Origin of the sequence: Bradyrhizobium sp. McL0616 (assembly GCF_049993385.1) — a bacterium.
In the GTDB taxonomy this organism is placed as follows: Bacteria; Pseudomonadota; Alphaproteobacteria; order Rhizobiales; family Xanthobacteraceae; genus Bradyrhizobium.
On the sequence record NZ_CP188255.1, the window covers coordinates 2,763,930 to 2,784,007 of the forward strand.

17 protein-coding genes are annotated in these 20,078 nt (G+C 63.5%); 7 read left to right on the forward strand and 10 right to left on the reverse strand.

The genetic code is table 11. The features are described from left to right. Nucleotides 1-56 precede the first annotated feature (56 nt). The 4 genes from ACPPVR_RS13070 to ACPPVR_RS13085 all read right to left on the reverse strand — a co-directional run bounded on the left by ACPPVR_RS13070 (nt 57) and on the right by ACPPVR_RS13085 (nt 4,760). The gene (locus ACPPVR_RS13070) at nt 57-1,133 is read right to left on the reverse strand and encodes a BMP family ABC transporter substrate-binding protein (RefSeq protein ID WP_426614620.1); all 1,077 of its coding nucleotides are present in this window, start codon (nt 1,131-1,133) and stop codon (nt 57-59) included. A 76-nt stretch (nt 1,134-1,209) separates the two neighbouring features. Continuing rightward, complete coding sequence (locus tag ACPPVR_RS13075; protein ID WP_426614621.1) at nt 1,210-2,127, reverse strand: ABC transporter permease; 918 nt, start codon at nt 2,125-2,127, stop codon at nt 1,210-1,212. After that, on the reverse strand, nt 2,114-3,205 hold the full coding sequence (locus ACPPVR_RS13080; protein WP_426614622.1) for an ABC transporter permease: 1,092 nt from the start codon (nt 3,203-3,205) through the stop codon (nt 2,114-2,116). The genes ACPPVR_RS13075 and ACPPVR_RS13080 overlap by 14 nt, the downstream gene beginning before the upstream one ends. Then, nucleotides 3,189-4,760 (reverse strand): ABC transporter ATP-binding protein, encoded by a 1,572-nt coding sequence (locus ACPPVR_RS13085; protein WP_426614623.1) that lies wholly within the window; start codon nt 4,758-4,760, stop codon nt 3,189-3,191. Before ACPPVR_RS13085 ends, ACPPVR_RS13080 begins: the two co-directional genes overlap by 17 nt. A 303-nt stretch (nt 4,761-5,063) precedes the next feature. On the opposite strand from ACPPVR_RS13085, the gene ACPPVR_RS13090 reads away from it, so the two are divergent. Together ACPPVR_RS13090 and ACPPVR_RS13095 are read left to right on the forward strand one after the other, a co-directional pair. Next, nucleotides 5,064-5,249 (forward strand): hypothetical protein, encoded by a 186-nt coding sequence (locus ACPPVR_RS13090; protein WP_426614624.1) that lies wholly within the window; start codon nt 5,064-5,066, stop codon nt 5,247-5,249. 92 nt (nt 5,250-5,341) lie between these two features. Continuing rightward, nucleotides 5,342-6,451, forward strand: a complete 1,110-nt coding sequence (locus tag ACPPVR_RS13095; RefSeq protein WP_426614626.1) for a hypothetical protein — start codon at nt 5,342-5,344, stop codon at nt 6,449-6,451. Between the two features lie 183 nt (nt 6,452-6,634). On the opposite strand, the gene ACPPVR_RS13100 is transcribed toward ACPPVR_RS13095, so the two are convergent. Genes ACPPVR_RS13100 through ACPPVR_RS13125 form a run of 6 tightly spaced genes read right to left on the reverse strand, consistent with a single transcriptional unit; the run spans nt 6,635 to nt 12,505 of the window. Further along, the gene (locus ACPPVR_RS13100; protein WP_426614627.1) at nt 6,635-7,120 is read right to left on the reverse strand and encodes a nucleoside deaminase; all 486 of its coding nucleotides are present in this window, start codon (nt 7,118-7,120) and stop codon (nt 6,635-6,637) included. A gap of 13 nt (nt 7,121-7,133) precedes the next feature. Beyond that, on the reverse strand, nt 7,134-8,666 hold the full coding sequence (locus ACPPVR_RS13105) for an ABC transporter ATP-binding protein (protein ID WP_426614628.1): 1,533 nt from the start codon (nt 8,664-8,666) through the stop codon (nt 7,134-7,136). Then, the gene (locus ACPPVR_RS13110; RefSeq protein ID WP_426614629.1) at nt 8,663-9,346 is read right to left on the reverse strand and encodes a cysteine hydrolase family protein; all 684 of its coding nucleotides are present in this window, start codon (nt 9,344-9,346) and stop codon (nt 8,663-8,665) included. Before ACPPVR_RS13110 ends, ACPPVR_RS13105 begins: the two co-directional genes overlap by 4 nt. 11 nt (nt 9,347-9,357) lie before the next feature. Then, nucleotides 9,358-10,284: an ABC transporter permease gene (locus ACPPVR_RS13115; protein ID WP_188096507.1), complete on the reverse strand. Its 927-nt coding sequence runs from the start codon at nt 10,282-10,284 to the stop codon at nt 9,358-9,360. After that, nucleotides 10,284-11,396: an ABC transporter permease gene (locus ACPPVR_RS13120; RefSeq protein ID WP_426614630.1), complete on the reverse strand. Its 1,113-nt coding sequence runs from the start codon at nt 11,394-11,396 to the stop codon at nt 10,284-10,286. The genes ACPPVR_RS13115 and ACPPVR_RS13120 overlap by 1 nt, the downstream gene beginning before the upstream one ends. Further along, nucleotides 11,393-12,505 (reverse strand): BMP family ABC transporter substrate-binding protein, encoded by a 1,113-nt coding sequence (locus ACPPVR_RS13125; RefSeq protein ID WP_426614631.1) that lies wholly within the window; start codon nt 12,503-12,505, stop codon nt 11,393-11,395. Before ACPPVR_RS13125 ends, ACPPVR_RS13120 begins: the two co-directional genes overlap by 4 nt. Nucleotides 12,506-12,909: 404 nt before the next feature. Here ACPPVR_RS13125 and ACPPVR_RS13130 point away from each other — a divergent pair, with 404 nt between their 5' ends. The 5 genes from ACPPVR_RS13130 to ACPPVR_RS13150 all read left to right on the forward strand — a co-directional run bounded on the left by ACPPVR_RS13130 (nt 12,910) and on the right by ACPPVR_RS13150 (nt 20,068). Next, nucleotides 12,910-14,193 carry an allantoate amidohydrolase gene (locus ACPPVR_RS13130; RefSeq protein ID WP_426616094.1) on the forward strand — a complete coding sequence of 428 codons (1,284 nt, stop codon included), beginning with the start codon at nt 12,910-12,912 and terminating at the stop codon, nt 14,191-14,193. Nucleotides 14,194-14,266: 73 nt separating this feature from the next. Further along, nucleotides 14,267-15,637, forward strand: a complete 1,371-nt coding sequence (locus ACPPVR_RS13135) for a hypothetical protein (RefSeq protein WP_426614632.1) — start codon at nt 14,267-14,269, stop codon at nt 15,635-15,637. 278 nt (nt 15,638-15,915) lie between these two features. After that, nucleotides 15,916-17,985, forward strand: a complete 2,070-nt coding sequence (locus ACPPVR_RS13140; protein WP_426614633.1) for an alkaline phosphatase family protein — start codon at nt 15,916-15,918, stop codon at nt 17,983-17,985. Between the two features lie 86 nt (nt 17,986-18,071). Further along, a complete protein-coding gene (locus ACPPVR_RS13145) occupies nt 18,072-19,640 on the forward strand; it encodes a sulfotransferase (protein WP_426614634.1) in 1,569 nt (522 codons plus the stop codon). Further along, on the forward strand, nt 19,637-20,068 hold the full coding sequence (locus tag ACPPVR_RS13150) for a hypothetical protein (RefSeq protein WP_426614635.1): 432 nt from the start codon (nt 19,637-19,639) through the stop codon (nt 20,066-20,068). The genes ACPPVR_RS13145 and ACPPVR_RS13150 overlap by 4 nt, the downstream gene beginning before the upstream one ends. The last annotated feature ends 10 nt before the right edge of the window (nt 20,069-20,078 follow it).

A 20,078-nucleotide genomic window follows, 5' to 3' on the forward strand; every position in this document is an offset into this window, starting at 1 on the left:
CCCCCTCCGAACCTCCTCCGGGAGGAGCAGGTGATTTAGTCAATGCAAGAAGCGTGCTACTTGCCCGGCAGCTTGTCGTCGATGCCCTTGACGTAGAAATTCATGCCGAGGATCTGGCCGTCAGCAAGATTGGCTCCGCCCTTGCACTCGATTTCCTTGCCGTCCTGCCCAACGACCGGGCACTTGAACGGATGCAGCTTGCCGGCGGTGATTGCCGCCTGGGCATCCTCGGCGATTTTCTTCACATCGTCAGGCATGTTGGTGTACGGCGCCATGGCGAACATGTGGCTGTCGAGACCGCCCCAGCTGTCCTCGGACTTCCAGGTGCCGTCGAGCTCGGCCTTGACCCGGGCGATGTAGTAGGGCGCCCAGGTGTCGAGGATCGAGGTCAGCTGGGTCTTGGGCCCGAACTTGATCATCTCGGAGTCCTGGCCGAAGGCGAACTTGCCGCGTTCGCTGGCGATCTGCATCGCCGCCGGCGAGTCCGTGTGCTGCATGATGACGTCGGCGCCCTGGTCGATCAGCGCCTTGGCAGCATCGGCTTCCTTGCCCGGATCGAACCAGGTGTTGGCCCAGATGATCTTGACCTTGATGTTCGGGTTGATGGTCTGCGCCGCGAGGACTGTCGCGTTGATGCCGGAGACGACCTCTGGAATCGGGAACGAGCCGATATAGCCGAGCACGCCGGACTTCGACATCTTGGCCGCGATCAGGCCCTGGATGTAGCGGCCCTGGTACCATTTGGCCGAATAGGTCGACATGTTCTTGTCGCGCTTGTAGCCGGTGGCGTGCTCGAAATGCACGTTCGGATATTTCTTCGCGACCTTCAGCGTCGGATCCATGTAGCCGAATGACGTCGTGAAGATCAGCTTGTTGCCGGCGCGGACGAGCTGCTCGATGGAGCGCTCGGCGTCGGGACCTTCGGGCACGTTTTCGAGAAAGGTGGTCTCGATCTTGTCGCCGAGCTCCTTCACCAGCGCCTGGCGCGCGAGCTCGTGCTGATAGGTCCAGCCGAGATCGCCGACCGGGCCAAGGTAAATGAAGCCGACCTTCAGCTTGTCGGCGGCAGAGGCTGCACTGACGCTCCCGGCGAGCAGAAGGCCGGCAGCCAGCGCAAGAAGTGATTTCCTCATCATCAATCTCCAAACAGTCGGGGAAGCTACGATCCGCAACATGCGCGCCCCATCGCGCACGCCGCGGAAATGAAACTCAGCGATCAGGCACGAACACGGTGCCGAGCGCGGCCGGCGCAGTCGAGCCGCCGGTGCGCGCACGGGAGAGCAGGACCAGGACGATGACGGTCGCGAGGTAAGGCAGCGCCGACATGAATTGCGAGGGAATGCCGACGCCCCAGCCTTGGGCGTGCAATTGCAGAATTGTCACCGCACCGAAGAGATAAGCGCCGATCACGAGCCGGCCCGGCCGCCACGACGCGAACACGACCAGCGCCAGCGCGATCCAGCCGCGGCCCGCGGTCATGCCGGGAATGAAGAACGGCGTATAGGCGAGTGGTAGGTAGGCGCCGGCCAGCCCGGCGCAGGCGCCGCCGAACATCACGGCGAGCATCCTGATCTTCAGCACGGGATAGCCGAGCGCATGCGCGGAGACGTGATTGTCGCCGCAGGCGCGCAGGATCAGGCCGGGCCGCGTGCGATACAGGAACCACCAGACGCCGATGATCAGCGCCAGCGAGAAATAGACGAAGGCGTCTTCGCCGAACAGCACGCGGCCGATCAGCGGAATGTCGGTGAGGCCCGGAATATAGAGATGCGCCGCCGGCGTGATGCGCTCGCCGACGAAACCGGCCCCGATCAGGCCCGACAGGCCGACGCCGAGAATGGTCAGCGCGAGACCCGTCGCAACCTGGTTGACGGCGAGCCCGAGCGCCATCAACGCGAAGATCAGCGACATCAGGGTTCCCGCGACAATGCCAAAGAGTGCGCCGATGAAGATCGAGCCGGTCAGCCACGCGCCGCCAAAACCGCAGGCGGCTCCGACGATCATCATGCCCTCAACGCCGAGGTTGAGGACGCCGGAGCGTTCGGTCACGAGCTCGCCGGTCGCGGCGATCAGCAGCGGTGTCGAAGCGGCGAGCACCGCCAGGATGATGGCTTCAACCAGCTCCACGGGCCACCTGACGGTTCGGGAAGACCAGCTTGAAGCGGTAGAGAATGAGGGAATCGCAGGCGAGCACGTAGAACAGCAGAATGCCCTGGAAGACCTTGGTGACGTCCAACGGGATCTTCATTGCGATCTGCGCCTGCTCGCCGCCGATAAAGGTCAATGCGAGAAAAAGGCCTGCAATTAATATTCCAATCGGGTTCAACCGGCCGAGGAAGGCGACGATGATCGCGGTAAAGCCGTAGCCCGGCGAGATGCCGGGCTGGAGATGGCCGACAGGGCCCGCGACCTCGATGATGCCGGCAAGGCCCGCCAGCGCGCCTGAGATCGCGAAGGTCAGGAGGATCAACTGGTTGGAATTGAAACCACCGAACCGCGCCGCGCGCGGAGCGGCGCCGACAACGCGGATTTCAAAGCCCTTGATGGTTCGCCCGAGCAGGATCGCGGCCGCCGCGACGACCAGCAGCGCGATGATGGAGCCGAGATGCAGCCGACCGCCTTCGATCAGCAGCGGCACGGTTGCGACCGGATCGAATTCGGCCGTGGTCGGGAAGTTGAAGCCGTTTGGATCGCGCCAGGGCCCGCGCACGAGGTAATCGAGGAGGAGGTCGGCGACATAGACCAGCATCAGGCTGGTCAGGATTTCGCTGGCGCCGAACTTCACCTTGCAGATTGCCGGGATCAGCGCGTAGAGCGCGCCCCCCGCCGCGGCGAGCACGAACATCGCCGGCAGCACCCAGGCACCGGCGTCAGTGCCTTGCGTCTTCACCGCAATCCAGCTTCCGGCAACCGCGCCGATCAGGAATTGTCCTTCGGCGCCGATGTTCCAGGCATTAGCGAGATAGCAGAGCGACAGCCCGATCGCGATCATCACCAGCGGCGTCGCCTTCACCGCGATCTCCTGGAGCGAATAGCTGTCGGTCAAAGGCGCGATGAAATAGGCTTGCAGCGCGAGAAGCGGATTCTTGCCGAGGATCGCGAACAGGATGGTCATGGTGACGATCGTCAAGCCGATCGCGATCAGTGGCGAGACCAGCGCGATCGTATTGGAGCGCTCGGCGCGCTTCTCAAGCACCAACTGCATGCGCGGCCTCCTTCGGCTCGAGGCTGCTGCCGCCCATCAACAGGCCGAGTTTTTCACGTGTTGCGTCGCGCGTCGCGAGCGGTTCCGACAGATGGCCGTGGAACATCACGGCGATGCGGTCGGCGATTTCGGCAAGCTCGTCGAGGTCCTGGCTGGTCACGAGCACGGCAGCGCCTGACGTGGCCAGATCGAGCAGCGCCTGGCGAATGACGGCGGCGGCACCGGCGTCGACGCCCCAGGTCGGCTGGCTCACCACCAGTACCGCCGGGTTGCGCAGGATCTCGCGGCCGACGATGAACTTTTGCAAATTGCCGCCGGAGAGGCTTGCCGCTTCCGGATCGCGCTTGGCCTTGCGGACGTCGAAGGTTTCGGTGGCGCGGTCGACGGTCTTGAGCGTGGCCGCGGTGTCGATGAAGCCGCGATGGACCATGCCGCTGGCGGCGTGTCCCGTGAGCAGCGCATTCTCCGACAGCTTCATGCGCGGTGCCGTGCCATGGCCGAGCCGCTCTTCGGGCACGAAGGCCGCGCCGAGCTTGCGCCGCTTGGTGATCGAGAGGTGGCCGGCGGCGATGCCTTCGATCACCACCGTGCCGGGGTCTTTCGACAGCCGCTCGCCGGACAGCGCGGCGAACAGTTCGTCCTGGCCGTTACCGGCGACACCGGCGATGCCGAGGATCTCGCCGCCCTTGAGTTCGAAAGAGATGTGCTCGAGCCGCACGCCATGTGCCTCGTCCGGCGCGAGGGTGAGATCGTTGACGACCAACCGCGCTATGGTGGTCTGCCGGCCGGCGGCAGCTTTCACTTCCTTGATCTCGCCGCCGACCATCATGCGCGCGAGCGAGGCGGCGGTCTCGAGCCTCGGATTGCAGGTCTGGATCTTCTTGCCGCCGCGCAGGATCGTGGCGGTATCGCAAAGCCGTTTCACCTCTTCCAGCTTGTGACTGATGTAGAGGATGGCGCGGCCTTCGGCCTTGAGCCGTTCCAGCACGATGAAGAGCTGGTCGGCCTCCTGTGGCGTCAGGACAGCAGTGGGTTCGTCCAGGATCAGGAATTTTGGATCCTGCATCAAGGCGCGGACGATTTCGATGCGCTGCCGCTCGCCGACAGACAGTTGCCAGACCTCCCGTTTGGGATCGAGCGGCAGGCCATAGGTCTTCGACACCTGCTCCAGCCGTGCCGACATGTCCTTGAAGGACTCTTTTCCGTCGAGGCCAAGCGCGACGTTCTCGGCAACGGTGAGATTGTCGAACAGCGAAAAATGCTGGAACACCATGCCGATGCCGCGGCTGCGCGCTTCGGACGGGCCGGACAGCACAATTCGCTCGCCCTGCCAGCGGATCTCGCCGGCGCTGGGCTGGATCAGCCCGTAGATCGCCTTGACCAGCGTCGACTTACCGGCACCGTTTTCGCCGAGCAGGGCGTGGATTTGCTTCGGCCAGATGTCGATGTCGATGCAATCGTTGGCGAGGAAATCTCCATAGCGTTTGGTGAGCCCGATCGTCTGAAGCAACGGGGAGTCGCCGGAATGCAGGCCGTTAGGCGTCGGATCTAACATTCGCTGATACGCTTGCGTGGGGTGAAGTGCCTCAATAGTGGGCTAGTTTGAACCGCCGCGTAAGGTGTGAAAAAGCGTCATCCCTTGCTCAACGCTTCGGCAGGCGCGTCGATGTCGCGAGTCGCTGCTTTCGTCGGGCGACGATCGCCTCCAACCGCCTGCGGATAGCCGTCGCGGCCGCGTCCTGCCAGTAACGGTTGTTGCAAATTTGTGACGGTTCAAGCCAAATCGGAACCCGCTATGCAGGCTTGACGTGAAGTTGAGCAAAGACGCGCCAGTGCGCGTATGCAATTCCGGAGCGCGATGACAGTCGTCGCCGAACATCGCGCGCACGCACAAAGCTCGACGCAAAAGCTAAGCAAATTCAAACGGGAATGCCTGGCGAAGAGCGGTCTTGAGTTGCCGCTTGCCAGCGAGGGCGAGGCGCAAAAACTCTCAAGATTCCGAGGTGAAGTGCGGTTGGCTGCCAAAACAAGCGGCATGCCTTGAAAGAAGTTGAGGCTTCTCACTCTGGGAGTTCAGCGCAAGTGTCGCACCAAGGGACGTTCATTTTTACGTGTCCAAACTTGGGGGTATTCAGGATGTCGTTTCGTTTCAAAGCAATTGCAGCCGCGGCGCTGTCACTTGCTACGCTCGCCACCGGTGGCTTGGCTCAAGCTGCGGATCTGCCGGTCAAGGCCGCCAAGAAGGCTCCTGACCTCCCGTTCTTCCTGGTGATCGACGACCGCGTGTCGTTCTCCTACATCTTCAATGCTGCCCAACCCGGCATGTTTACCAACACCAACGGCGTGGTGAATGCCAAGACGACGAAGCAGGTCTACTCGTTCACCCACTTCGACCTCTGGGCGTACGGCACCAACTTCTTCACGATCTCGATGTTCAAGTCGGACCACAACGACCCGGCGGGTCCTTGTACCGCTCCCGGCGTGATCGTATCGCCCGCCGCCGGCTTCGCGGCTTCGCCCGCGAGCTGCGCCGGCGCGACCGAAATCTACGGCCTGTTCCGCTCGACCTTGGGCTGGAACGAGCTCTTCAACACCAAGGCTTTCACACAAGGGCCGCTGCAGAACATCTCGTTCGAGGTTGGCATGGATGCCAACACGGAGAACCGATATTTCGGCGCCGCCAAGCGCGACGTCGTCGCCGGTCTGCAGTTCGCCTTCAACCTGCCCTATAAGGGCTACTTCAACGTTGCGCCGTTGATGTATTACGAGTTCGCCAACCACAACTCGTTCTCGCAGTGCGGCGCCGGGTTTTCCGCCCCATGTCTGATTGATGGCAATACGTCCTTCAAGCCGACCTGGGCGATCGAAACCAACTACTATATGGATCTTGGCTTCATGCCGCCGAACATGCAGTACTGGTCGATCAGCGGCCGCGCGGCGTGGTACGGCAAGAAGGGTACCGACACCGAACCGCTTCCGGCCAGTGTGGCCAACGGCGTCTATCCCACCAAGGTCGAGTTCAATTCGGAGCCGATTCGTCTGACGCTTGACGCGTCAAAGGCAGTCTGGGGTGACAAGTATTCTCACATGGTCGACGTCTGGGTTGCCTACCGCTACTGGCAAAACAAGTTCGGCCTCGATCACAACAATGCTTTTGCCTGCACCACCGTGGTTAGTGGTCGGACGGTGAGCAACGGCTCCTGCACCGAGTCCTCGCTCTACTCCGGTATCACTGTGAAGTTCTGATCGGCTGAAGATCTCCAAGCTACAACGATGGCGCCGCGCATGTCCGCGCGGCGCCATTGGCGTTTGTGGGAGCGTAGGGTGGGGCAAAGGCGCAGCACGCCGTGCCCATCCTCTTTCCGAGCGGTTGGGATTGGTGGGCACACTTACTTTGCCTAACCTGCGAAGTTGAGGTCTTGGAGCTCGCTACTTCGTCCACACGCCGTCGTGCAGCGCTTCGGCTTCGTCTTCGAGCAACGGCCCCACGACCTCCGTCGGCCGCTGACCGCTGGCAAAGATGTCGCGGCAGGGCAGGTCGAGCGTCGGGTTCTCCGGATGGTTGCCGGTGACGCCGCGCAGGCGGTGTTCGCTAAGGCCGTAGACCACGCGGCCGATGCCGGCCCAGTAGATCGCGCCCGCGCACATCGCGCACGGCTCGGCGGAGGAATAGAGCGTGGCCTTCACCAGTACCTCGCGGCTCAGCGTGCGGCAGGCCTGCGTGGCCGCCAGGCGCTCGGCATGCGCTGTGCCATCATGATCCGGCATGTAGCCGTTTTCGGTCTCGATCAGCACCTTGCCGTCCGCATCTACGACGATGCAGCCGAAGGGATGGTTGCCATGGGTGAGGGAGCGGCGGGCGACCGTGAAGGACAGGCGTAAAAACCGCTCGTCGCGTTCGGCTGCGCCGCTCATCGCTACTCCCTGGTCAGTGCCCCGCCATGTGCCTACCGACCTCCGTGAGGTCGGCTTCGCTGGTCCGTTCTTCATACACGAATTCGCCGTGGAACATCACCACCAGCCGATCGGACAGTTCAAGCAATTCGTCGAGGTCCTCGCTGACGAGCAGGACCGCCGCGCCGCGGTTGCGCGCGGCCATGATCTCGGCATGAATCTGCGCCACAGCGGCGAAGTCGAGACCAAAGCAGGGATTGGCGGCGATCAGCACCTCGACATCGCCGCCGAGCTCGCGGGCGAGCACGGCGCGCTGGACGTTGCCGCCCGACAGTGCCGAGATCGGCGTATCCGGGGTGCGGGTCTTGATCTTGTACTGCCCAATTTTCTTCTTCGCGTCGTCGCGAAAGGCGCCGCGGTTGAGCCACCAGCCGCCGCTGGCGAACGGTGCACGGTCAAACTCGCGGAAGGCGATGTTGTCGGCGACGCTCATGCCGCCCACGCAGGCGTTCTTCAGCGGCTCCTCCGGCAGCAGCGACATCTTGTGGCGGCGCATGTCTTCGCGGCTGGCGTGATAGGGATCGCCCGCAACGCGAATTTCGCCGCTTTCGGATTCGCGTTGGCCAGCCAGCACCTCGACGAGCTGACGCTGGCCATTACCGGAGACACCGGCAATGCCGACGATCTCGCCAGCGCGCACGATGAGCGAGACGTCATGCACGGCGATGGCGCCGGCATCGTCGAGCGCGCGGACCTTGGCCAGTTCCAACCGTGCCTGACCGGCTTCGCCGGTACGTGGCGGCTGCACGGTCAGCTCCTCGGCGCCGATCATGGTGCGCGCCATCGCATCCGGCGTCAGTTCAGCGACCTTGCCGGCGCCGGCAAGCTTGCCGCGGCGCAGAATGGTGACCTCGTCAGCGAAGGCCATGACCTCGCGGAATTTGTGCGTGATCATCAGGATCGTCAGCTCGCCCTTCACGACCATGTCGCGGAGCATGCCGAGCACCTCGTCCGCTTCCGCCGGCGTCAGCACCGAGGTCGGCTCGTCCAGAATCAGGAAGCGGCGCTTGAGATAGAGCTGCTTCAGGATCTCGCATTTCTGGCGCTCGCCGGCCGAGATGTCGGAGACTCTTGCGGAGAGCGGGACCTTGAAGGGCATCTGTGCCAGGAACGCCTCGAGCTCCTTCATCTCCTTCGACCAGTTCACCACGACCGGCACGTCGTCGCGCGCCAGCACGAGGTTCTCCGCAACCGTCATGGCCGGTACCAGCGTAAAGTGCTGGTAGACCATGCCGAGGCCGAGCGCGTGGGCATCCTTCGGGTTGGCGATCGCCTGCTCGCGATCGCCGATGATGATGTCGCCTTCGGTTGCGTGGTAATAGCCCATGATGCATTTGACGAGGGTCGACTTGCCGGCGCCGTTCTCGCCGAGCAGCGCGTGGAACGAGCCGGGCCGCACCTTGAGCTCGACATTGTCCAGCGCCAGGAAGTCGCCGAAGCGCATGGTCATGGCGATGGCGTTGACGCCGAAGGCGCCCGACGGGGGAGGCGATTCGCCGATGATCACGAAATCGCTCCGATGAAGGCGTCCGACGTCGAGACCGCGCCGAACACCCCGCCCTGCATCTTGATCATCTTGAGCGCGTGCTCGTGGTTGCTCTTGTCGGTCGCGCCGCAGCAGTCGTGCAGCAGCACACATTCGAAGCCGCGGTCGTTGGCCTCGCGCATGGTGGTGTGGACGCAGACGTCGGTGGTGATGCCGGTGAGAACGATGTTCTCGATGCCGCGCACGCGCAGGATCAGCTCCAGGTCGGTGGCGCAGAATGAACCCTTGCCGGGCTTGTCGATGACCGGCTCGCCCGGCAGCGGTGCGAGCTCCTCGATGATGTCCCAGCCGGGCTCGCCGCGCACCAGGATGCGGCCGCAGGGGCCGGGATCGCCGATGCCGGCGCCGATCTGGCGCGAGCGCCAGCGTTTGTTGGCGGGCAGGTCGGAGAGATCGGGGCGATGGCCTTCGCGGGTATGGATGATATGGAAGCCTTGGCTGCGCATCGCTGCGAGCAGCTTCTTGATCGGCTCGATCGGCGCCCGCGTCAGCGAGAGGTCATAGCCCATCTTGTCGACATAGCCGCCGATGCCGCAGAAGTCGGTCTGCATGTCGATGATGATGAGCGCCGTGTTCTCGGGACGGAGATCACCGTTGTAGGGCCAGGCGTAGGGCTCGGAGTTGAGGTAGCGCTCGGGCATGATTTCGCTCTCTAGCGGGTGATCGACAATTCGGCCGGGGCTCCGGTCAGCGTGCGTTTTGGCGAGCAGGTGATGATCATGATGGCCAGGGTCAGAATGTAGGGCGCGGCGTTGAAGAGGTGATAGCCGGAGGTGACGCCAACCGATTGCAGCGCCGGTCCCAAGGCCGCTGCGCCGCCAAAGGCGAGCGAGGCCCACAGGCAGAGCAGGGGATCCCAGCGCGCGAAGATCACGAGCGCTACGGCTGTGATGCCCTGGCCCGAGGACAAGCCCTCGTTCCAGCTTCCGGGATAGAAAAGAGACAGGAACGAGCCGCCGATGCCGGCGAGGAAGCCACCGACCATGGTGGCGCGCAGCCGGATCAGCAGCACGGAGTGACCCATCGCGCGAGCCGCATCCGAACTCTCGCCGGCAGTGCGGATCAGGAGGCCCCAGCGCGTGGTGCGGAACGCCCAATAGAGGATCGGCGCGAGCGCGACGCCGATCAGGAAGAGGACATTGACGCGCAGTGCGGCGCGGAGCTGCGGGATGTCGCTCCACCAGCCGAAATCGATTGCGGGCAGCCGCGGTGCGGTCGGCTCGATCAGCGGTTTGCCGAGGTAGAACGCAAGGCCGGTGCCGAACAGCATCAACGCGATGCCGACCGCGACGTCGTTGACCCGCGGCAGCGAGCAGATGCCGGCATGCAGCGCGCCGAGAAGTGCGCCGGTGATGCCGGCCGCAAGCACGCCCAACCAGGGCGAGCCGGTGAGATAGGAGATGCCATAGGCGCTCATCGCGCCCATCACCAGCGTGCCTTCGAGACCGAGATTGATGCGTCCGGAGCGCTCAGTGATGCATTCGCCCAGGCTCACGAACAGGAACGGCGTAGAGACGCGAATGGCGCCGCCGAGCACGGCGAGCGGGACGGTCCAGAGTCCGATCGATCCGTCTGCCATCAGGATTTTCCCTTCAGGAATCCGATGCGGCCGTAGAGCGCATCGCTAGCCAGCACGAAGACGAAGATGATGCCCTGGAGCACCAGCACGGATGCATCGGGCAATCCAAGACGGCGTTGCAACAGGCCGCCGCTGGCGCTGATGCCGCCGAGCAGGATCGCGACAGGGATGATGGCCAGCGGATTTTGCCGCGCGAGGAAGGCGACGAGAATGCCGGTGAATCCGTAGCCTGCCGCGAGGTTGGCGTTGGTGCGCCCCTGCACGGCTGCGACCTCGACCATGCCGGCAAGGCCCGCGGCGCCGCCCGCGAGGAAGCAGATGGTGAGAATGAGCTTGCTGACGCCGAGGCCGACGATTTTGGCGGCGCGGATGTTGCCGCCGGCAACCCGCGCCGCAAAGCCGAACACGGTGTGATAAATCAGGATGTAGGCGGCGATCGCGGCGATCAGTCCGAAGACGAGGCCCCAATGCACGTCGGTGCCGGGAATGGAGCCGATCATATTGGCCGCGCCGATCTCGCGGGTCGACGGCTTGTTGAGGCTCGCGGGATCACGCATCGCGCCTTCGACGAGATGGTTGAGGATCGCAAGCGCGATGTAGACCAGCAGAAGGCTCGAGATCGTCTCGTTGACGCCGCGATACTGCCGCAGCGCGCCTGCCAGCATGATCCACAGGCCGCCGCCGATGACGCCCGCGCAGACCATGGCGATCTGGACGATGAGCGACGGCATGCCCTGAAGCACGATCGCCGCGCTTGTCGCTGAGAGCGCGCCGATCAGAAGCGCGCCTTCGCCGCCGATGATGACCATGCCGAGCTGCGCCGGCAGCGCCGTGCAGAGCGCGGTGAGGATCAAAGGTGCTGCGCGCGTCAGCGTGTTCTGCCAGGAGAACCAGGTGCCGAAGGCGCCGTAATACATGTAGAAATAGAGATCGAGCGGGTTCTTGCCGAACATCGCGACGAAGATGCCGAAGACCACGAGCGCGCCGGCCAGCGCCGCGCCCGGGATCAGGATGTATTCAATTGTCGCGCCGTAGCGCTGGAGGAAGCCGGGATCGGCGGCCGGGGCAATCGCCCCGACCGCTTCAGTGGGATCCGCCGCTTCCGTTGTCACGAAGTCGCTCCGATCACGCCCTCGACGAGATAGTCCATCTTCTCGAGCTCGGGATCCTTCTGGCCGCGGTCGGTGCCGGCTGGGATCACCGTCTTGCCCTTGTTGTCGAGCAGTCCTCCCTTGAAGATGGCGTAGCCGTCGGCGGACAGGAATTTTGCCTTGACGTCGTCGGCATGTTTGCGCGCTTCGGCAGAGACCGCTTCGCCGTATGGCGAGGTCTTGACGATCTCTTCCTTGAGGCCGCCGCGATAGAAATTCGGGATGGTCTCGCCGGCGGCGATCATCTTGACGAACTTCGGGTAGAGCGCTTCCCAATTCCATTCGGCGCCGGTGAGATAAGCCTTCGGCGCGAGCGGCGACTGGTTGACGTGATAGCCGCACACCATGGCGCCGCGGCGCGCGGCGTTCTCGACCATGGTCTTCGGACCGTCGACGTGGCAGGTCAGCACATCGACGCCCTGGTCGATCAGGCTGTTGGTGGCTTCGGCCTCCTTGACCGGCATCGACCAGTCACCGGTGAAGATCACCTGCGTGGTGGCCTTCGGATTGGCGAGCTTGGCGCCAAGCGCGAAAGCGTTGATGTTGCGCAGCACCTGCGGGATCGGTTTCGCAGCGACGAAGCCGACCTTGCCGGTCTTGGAGGTGTAGCCGGCGATGATGCCGGAGATGTACTGGGCTTCGTCGATATAGCCGAAATAGCTGCCGGCGTTCTTCGGATCCTTGTCGCTCCAGAGGCCGCCGCAGTGCTCGAAGCGCAGCTTCGGGAACTTGTTGGCCATCTTGATCATGTGCGGATTGTAGTAACCGAACGAGGTCGGGAAGAGCAGGCTGGCGCCGTCGAGATTGATCATCGACTCGATGGTCTTCTCGACCGCGTCGGTCTCGGGCACCTTCTCTTCCTCGACGACCTTGAGGCCGGGAATCTTCTTCAGTGCCGCGGCGCCCTGCGCGTGCGCCTGATTATATCCGTAGTCGTCGCGCGAGCCGACATAGATGAAGCCGATGGTGGTGTCGGCTGCGAAGGCCGGGCGGAGGCCGGCTGCCGCTCCGAGGGTGAGGGCTGCGCCGCCCTGCAACACATGCCGTCGTGAAATCCTGCCAAAATCCATTGGTTGCTCCCTTTGGCGGATGAACCGCCCCAATCTCGCGGCTGCGCCGATCTGGCGGAGCCCGGAACAAGATGTCGCAAGCTTCGTGCCAGAGGCTATGAAACGTGCATATCTTTGTAAGTATATGAATTATATAATATGTTTGTCGAACTCGAATCTTGCTGAGGAAATCGGCAGATTAAATTTTAGGCGGTATCTTTGTGTTGTATGCAATTGAGTTAAGCAGCTTTGACCCGCCCGCGTGTGCATTTGCGCTGGCCGGCCCGTCCGCCGCGTGCCGCATTCATGCTAACCAGTCGCTGATTTGGGGCGGGCGCCGGCCGGGCGATTTTGCTGGCACCGAACTTGTATCGATGTCGTTACGATCGCCGCGCGCGGTCTCCAGGATGGAAAGCTCGACCGAGATGGGTGCTGCGACCGCCGTTCAAGATGCATCCCTCGGCAAGGAGATCGTTCGCCGTATCAACGAGCTCGGCGCGATCTCGGAAGAGCCCGACAGGCTCACCCGCATCTATCTCAGCAAGGAGCTGCGTGTGGCTTCGGACCTCATTCTCGGCTGGATGCGCGAGGCCGGCATGAGCGCGCATCTCGACGCGATCGGCAATGTCTGCGGCCGTTACGAGGGCGAACGGCCCGGGGCGGCTTGCCTGATGCTCGGCTCGCACTACGACACCGTGCGCGACGCCGGCAAGTGGGACGGGCCGCTGGGCGTGATCACGGCTATCGCCTGCGTCGCCGATCTCAACCGCCGCGGCAAGCGCCTGCCGTTTGCCATCGAAGTCGTTGGCTTTGCCGACGAGGAAGGTGTGCGTTTCGCCTCCACGCTGCTCGGCAGCCGCGCGGTGGCGGGCACGTTTGACGAGAGCGTTTTGAACACGCGCGACCGCGACGGCGTGTCGATGCGCGATGCGCTCGTGCAATTCGGGCTCGACCCTGACCATATCGGCGCGGCCGCGCGGGCGCGGCGCGAGTTGCTGGCTTACCTCGAATTGCACATCGAGCAGGGCCCGGTGCTGGAAGCGCGGAACCTGCCCGTCGGCGTCGTCACCGCGATTGCAGGCGCGACCCGGCTCGCCGCGCGGCTGACCGGCATGGCCGGCCATGCCGGCACGGTGCCAATGGCGCTGCGCCGTGACGCTCTCTCCGGTGCGGCCGAATGTATCGGCGCGATCGAGCAATTTTGCCAGACCGACGAGAGCGGGTTGGTCGGCACCGTCGGCTACATTCAGGCGAGGCCCGGCGCGACCAACGTCATTGCGGGCGAAGTGTCGTTCACCATCGACATGCGCGCGCCGACCGACATGCATCGCAAGCGCGCGGTGGCTGATGTCGTCCGCCAGATCGAGGCGATCGCAAAGCGCCGGCAGCTGGGACTTCAGCTCGACGTCACCCACGAGAACCGCACCGCGCCCTGTGCGCCCTGGCTGAAGGACCAGATCGCACAGGCGATCGCCGCGGAGGACTTTTCCGTGTTCGATCTGCCGAGCGGGGCAGGGCATGACGGCATGGCTATGATCGACATCGCCGATGTCGGCATGATCTTCGTCCGCTGCCGTGGTGGCGTCAGCCATCATCCGGACGAGCACGTCGAGCTGGCGGATGCCGATGCCGGCGCGCGGGTGCTGCTCCGGGTGATCGAGAATTTCCGGCCGCGAGAGGCTGCCAGGGGCCCGCAAGTCACCGGGTAGAGACACGAATCAGACATGTGTAAAATGGTGCCCGCCATCACCAGCACCACGAGATATTGGCCGACTTACCCAGATGAACAGCGATATTTCCTTTCCGTCACGTCGTGAAAACCGGTTTTACCAGGGCGTGGCCGCGACCTTCGCCAACGCCCTTCAGGCGGTCAATTTTCTCGGTGATCGGTTCCTGAGACAATCGCATCATTCGTTGTCGGCTATCGAGGACCTTTATCGGCACTCGATGGATAGTGCGTTTTCGGTGACCGAGTCCTTTCTCGTCACGGGGGCGCCGCACGCATCCGCTTATTATCCGCGCGACTTCGCCTGGTTCTATCCCGACGTTCTCGATCCCGAGACCATCATGGACTCTCAGGACGCGGTTCGGCGGGCCCGGCTGCTCGAAAAGAGCGTCCGCCTGCTGCTGGAGGCCGTTCGTGCCGACGTCGTCACCACGACCATCGTTCCGGCGGGACGCGGCCGTTATCTTGGCGTGAACTATTTCTCGCGGCCCTCGGATACGCTGCTCGGCGTTCTGGCTGGCCTCCAGCAGATGATCTCCGCCGAGGCGAGGGCGTCGTCCTATCTGGCGATGTCGCAATGCGCGCATGCCGGCCGTCTGCTGCTCGCCGAATACGGCGCCGACCTGAAGCGTGCGATCCTGCAGCTCGCGAGCGAGCTCGAACCGTTCGATCATCACGGCACCACGTATCTGCTGTGTGATGCCACCGCTCCTCGGTCCGCGGCAACCGATACCCGCGCCGAACGCAGGCGTTTTGTCACCAATGCCTGTATCTATACGACGTTTGCATGGTGCGTTCAGCTCGGGGTCGTCGACGCCAACGAGCTGAAGTCGCTGCTCGGACGCGAACTCGCGCAGTACAAGCAGGAGCTTCTTCGCCTGTTCGGCAAGGACGGCTATGTCAGGCATTCCCTGGATGGCCCGGCAGGGTCGCCGGTGTCCTCAGTTGCCCTGGATTTCGTCAGCGTGCATCGCGGCTTCTGGGATCTGAGTGTGGCGAGCGAACGCGCGCTGTTCGCGGCCACGACGGATCTGATCATCGCCGAACCGCGCTTTCGCATCCCCGGCACATCCCACTTCCTGGTGTCCGCGGATAATCCGCGCAACAAGATGATTCACAAGATTGCGGCGCCCGCCTACCAGGGACGTTCCTCCTGGCCGACGTTCAATGTCGAATTTGCCGATCGCATGCTGGACTACGATGAATTCTCGGGGGGCGATACCTATCGCGCCTATGCCCAGGGCATATTGAAGGACATTCGCACTGCGACCGAGGTCCACGGCGGATATCAGGAACTGTTGTCGGAACAGGGGCTGAAGTATCGCACCTGGGCCTACAAGGGCGCCGTGGCTCACTCCTGGTTTCCGCGCTTCCTTTCTGTCTGGAGCAGGGCGTTCGGGACGCCGCTGCTCCACTGGAATGACTAACCCGCTGATCAGTCTTCCGGGGGCTGTTCGGGGTGATCGCGCATGCCAGGCGGTACGAAGGCGCCTAAACCTGGCGGCGACACGCCCACAAGCAATTGATCCGCAATCCACAAGTGCCGCGGCCGCTGTGCAGGTTGCGGCAATTGGTCTCTGCACGCCGTCACAATTGCGTAACGTAAGTGACATGCCTGCGCAGCACGTCTGACAAGTACGCCCCTTAGCCTGACATGCACTGAAACAATTGGCTGCATTCAAGCAACGATAAGGAGGGGCGCGCAATGCTTTCGAAAATGACACGACGTCTACGCGATCGCACCGTGGTCACGGCCGCGATTCTGTCGCTGATGGGATATGACGTCCACGCGATGGACGCCAACTCTCTCGGCGGCAGCAACAGAAACGGCGATCGAACCGAATCGCCGATCAAGCATGTGATCGTGATCCTCGGCGAGAACCGTACCTTCGACCACGTCTTCGCGACCTACGAACCGCACCGCCCGGGCGAACGCGTCGACAATCTCCTCTCCAAGGGCATCATCACCAAGGACGGCTTGCCCGGCCCGAACTACGCCAGGTCGGCGCAGTTCTCCGCCGTGGTCAACAACACCTACTCCATCAGCCCGGGCCAGAAGGCCCCCTACAACAACACGACCAACAAGGTGCAGGCGCCGGGAACCTCCTACGCGCCGCAATCCTGCTACACCTCGGTCGATCAGGCCGCGCTCAATGGTCCGGGGTGCCTCGCCACGCTGCAACTCGCGGCGCAGGGGGATTACGGCCTCCGCCCGCAGGATCTGCCGCTGCTGACGACCGGCGCGACGGGACTGCCCGGCAACTCGCCGGACTCGCGCATCCTGGATTTCGACAATCTGCCGAACGGTCCCTATCCGCTGGTGACCCTGGCGCAGGGCGGCGAAACACCGACCACCCTCTACAAGACCTATGGCGGCAGCCCGGTGCACCGGTTCTACCAGATGTGGCAGGAGCTTGACTGCGACGTCGCCAAGGCCACACACCACAATCCGAGCGGCTGCCAGGCCGATCTCTTCACCTTTGTGGAATCGAGCGTCTCCTCGGGGAGCAACGGCAACCCGATCCCGCACGCGCTCAAGGAGGGTGCGATCGCGCTCGGCTTCTACAACGTCGCCAAGGGTGACGCGCCCTATCTGACCGAGCTTGCGCGCAAGTACACGCTCAACGACAATTTCCACCAGAGTGTGATGGGCGGCACTTTCGCCAATCACATGATGATCGGCTACGCCGATGCGCTCTATTATGCCGACGACAAGGGCGATCCCGCGACGCCCGACCCCGTGCTCGTCCCCGGTTCAAATCCGCCGCAATATGTCAACGAGATCGAGAATCCGAACCCGGCGCCTGGCACCAACAACTGGTATCTCAACGACGGCTATGGCGGCGGCAGCTATTCGAACTGCTCCGAACCGAGCCAGCCGGGCGTTGGTCCTGTCGTCACCTACCTCAACGCCATCCACGTGCCGCCGCGCTGCACGCCGCACGCCTACTATCTCCTGAACAACTACGTTCCGGCCTATATCGGCAGCGGCGCCACCGATCCGATCAACAACGGCCCGTTTACCCTGCCGCCCGTCATCAAGCAGCGGCATATCGGCGACGCGCTGACCCAGGCCGATGTCTCCTGGGCCTATTTCGGCGAGCGTTGGAACGACTTCAAGACCGCGCCCGGAGAAGGCACCAATTTCGGCGCGCTGGACCCGGTCGCCTATCTCTATTGCAACATCTGCAATCCGTTCCTGTTCTCCGCCTCGGTCATGACCAATGCGGCGCAGCGCAACGCGCATATGAAGGATACGCTCGACCTCTACGATGCCATCGCCAACGGCAATCTTCCCGCCGTATCCTTCGTCAAGCCGAGCACGTTCAACGATGGTCATCCGTCGTCATCCCGGGTCGACCTCTTCGAGGCTTTCGCAAAGAAGATCGTCGATCAGGTGAAGTCCAACAAGGAATTGTGGAAGTCCACGGCCATCGTTATCACCATGGACGAGGGCGGCGGCTACTATGACTCCGGCTATATCCAGCCGGTCGACTTCTTCGGCGACGGTACGCGGATTCCGCTGCTGGTCGTGTCGAAATATTCGCGCGGCGGACACATGTCGCATGAATACGGCGATCACGTCTCGATCACCAAGTTCATCGAGCGCAATTGGCATCTCAAACCGCTTGGGCCAAAGACACGTGATGCGTTGCCCAATCCGGTGACCTCTGACGAGAACCCCTACGTTCCCGTCAACCGGCCGGCGATCGGCGATCTCTTCGGCAATTTCAGTTTCGCCGACCGTCACGACGACGATCACGACGAAGACTGATCGGAACTGATCGCCTTCACTCGCATGACCCGGCGGCTCTCACCAGCCGCCGGGGCAATTCTCATATCAATTGCCCTAGCGTTGGAGTGATCCGCGTGAATGTTACGCTCCCGGGGAGCGCCGCTTCGATCGACGCGGCGGGTAGTGCGTTTGCCGCAGGTGATCTGGCTGCCACCGAGCAGATCTGCGCGCGGATTCTCGGCCAAAATCCTTCCGATTGGCGCGCTTGGGCCCTCCTGACCGAAACCGCGTTGCTGCGGGGCCGCCAGGATGCCGCGACCGTAAGCGCCGATCGCGCCGTGGCGCTCGCGCCGACCAACCCGATTGCCCTCGTATTGCGCGCGAAACGACTGTTCGTGGCCGGTGAGACTCGTCAGGCCTGCGCGGCGACGGAGGCTGCGGCCCAACATCTTGGCGAGGCGCCGGCCGCCCTTGACGCGGTGGGCGCGATGTTCGGCCTGCTCGGGTTGCAGCAGCGGGCGAGGGAACTCTTTCGTCGCGCGGTCGCGGCCCGGCCGGATATGCCGCAATATCTCTTCAACCTGGCGGCCGCCGAGCGGATGATCGGCGCGCTCAGCGATGCCGAAACACATTGCGACGCGGCGATTGCGTGCGACCGTCACTACGGGCTCGCCCACTACCTCCGCTCAGACCTTCGAATTCAGAGCTCCGATCGCAACCATCTCGATGAGATGGAAGCGCTCCTGCGCGAGGGGCAGCTATCGGCGCCGGGCGAAATCATGCTGCGCTTTGCGCTCGGCAAGGAATGCGAGGATATCGAGCTCTGGGGCCGCGCTTTTGATCACGTCGAGGCAGGCTGTAACCTGCAGCACCGATCGCTTTCCCGCGATCCCGCCGCCCAGATTGGCGAGGTAGATGCGATCATCCACGCACACACGCGAAGCTGGATCGAATCCGCGCCACGTGGTCGCGCTGAGGCCGCGCCCATCTTCGTCACCGGCCTGCCGCGCACCGGCACCACGCTGGTGGAGCGGATCATCGCCAGCCATTCCGCGATGCATTCGGTCGGCGAGACCAACGCGTTTGCAGCCGAAATGCGCCGCGCCATGGCAGAGCGTCCGGGCGGTCGCGACCTCGAAGACATCGGCATGCGCTATCTGGATTCGGCGGCGGCGCTCCGCGTGCCGGACAATGTTCGTTTCATCGACAAGACGTTGGAAAATTACCTCTATTGCGGCCTCATTCGCGCCGCGTTGCCGTCCGCGAAGATCATCCTCGTGCAGCGCCATCCGATCGATTCGTGCTGGGCCATCTACAAGGCGCACTTCCGCGGCAAGTTCTCGTTCTCATATCACCAGACCGAGCTCGCGGACTATTATCTGGCGTACCGCCGTCTGTCGCGACACTGGCGCGCGGTGCTACCGCCAGACGTGCTCATGGAGATCAACTACGAGGACATCGTGCGGGATCAGGCTGCGGCAAGCCGGGACATCATCCGCTTTCTCGGGCTTCCCTGGGAAGATGGGGTGATGCGCTTTCACGAAAGCTCGGCGCCATCTGCAACCGCCAGCGCCGTTCAGGTGCGCCGCCCGATCTACGCGTCCTCGGTCGGCAAATGGCGTCACCATGCCGATCGGCTGAGGCCGCTGCGCGAACGCCTGGCGCGCGAGATTCCGGAAGCGGAGCTGGCATGACGATGCGGCGGCCGCCCCTGCTCCTCGTGACCGCGTCTGTCGTCCTTCTGGCCTTTGGTCGAACGGCGTCGGCGGAGGTGAAGGTCGGAGGTCGGCCGGATGCTGTGCATCTCGAAGTCCGCGACGCCTCGCTCCACGACGTGCTGGCGGCGCTGCAAGAACGGTTCAATCTGCGTTATCGCACCATAGATCCGCTCGAGACGCAGACGACGGGCGTCTTCGATGGACCGCTGCCGCGCGTGGTCGCCCGGCTCCTCGGCGGCCATGACTACGCGATGCTTATCACCGCCGACGGCGTCGACGTGCTGGTGCTGGTACCGCAGCGCCCCAGCGTCGCCGTCGTCGCTGCTGTGACGCCCGCAAATGCGGCCAGGCCCCCGCTAACAGCCGCGGAGCGCAGCCATTTTGAGAGTGGGCACCTGCGATAGAGCGCGGTGG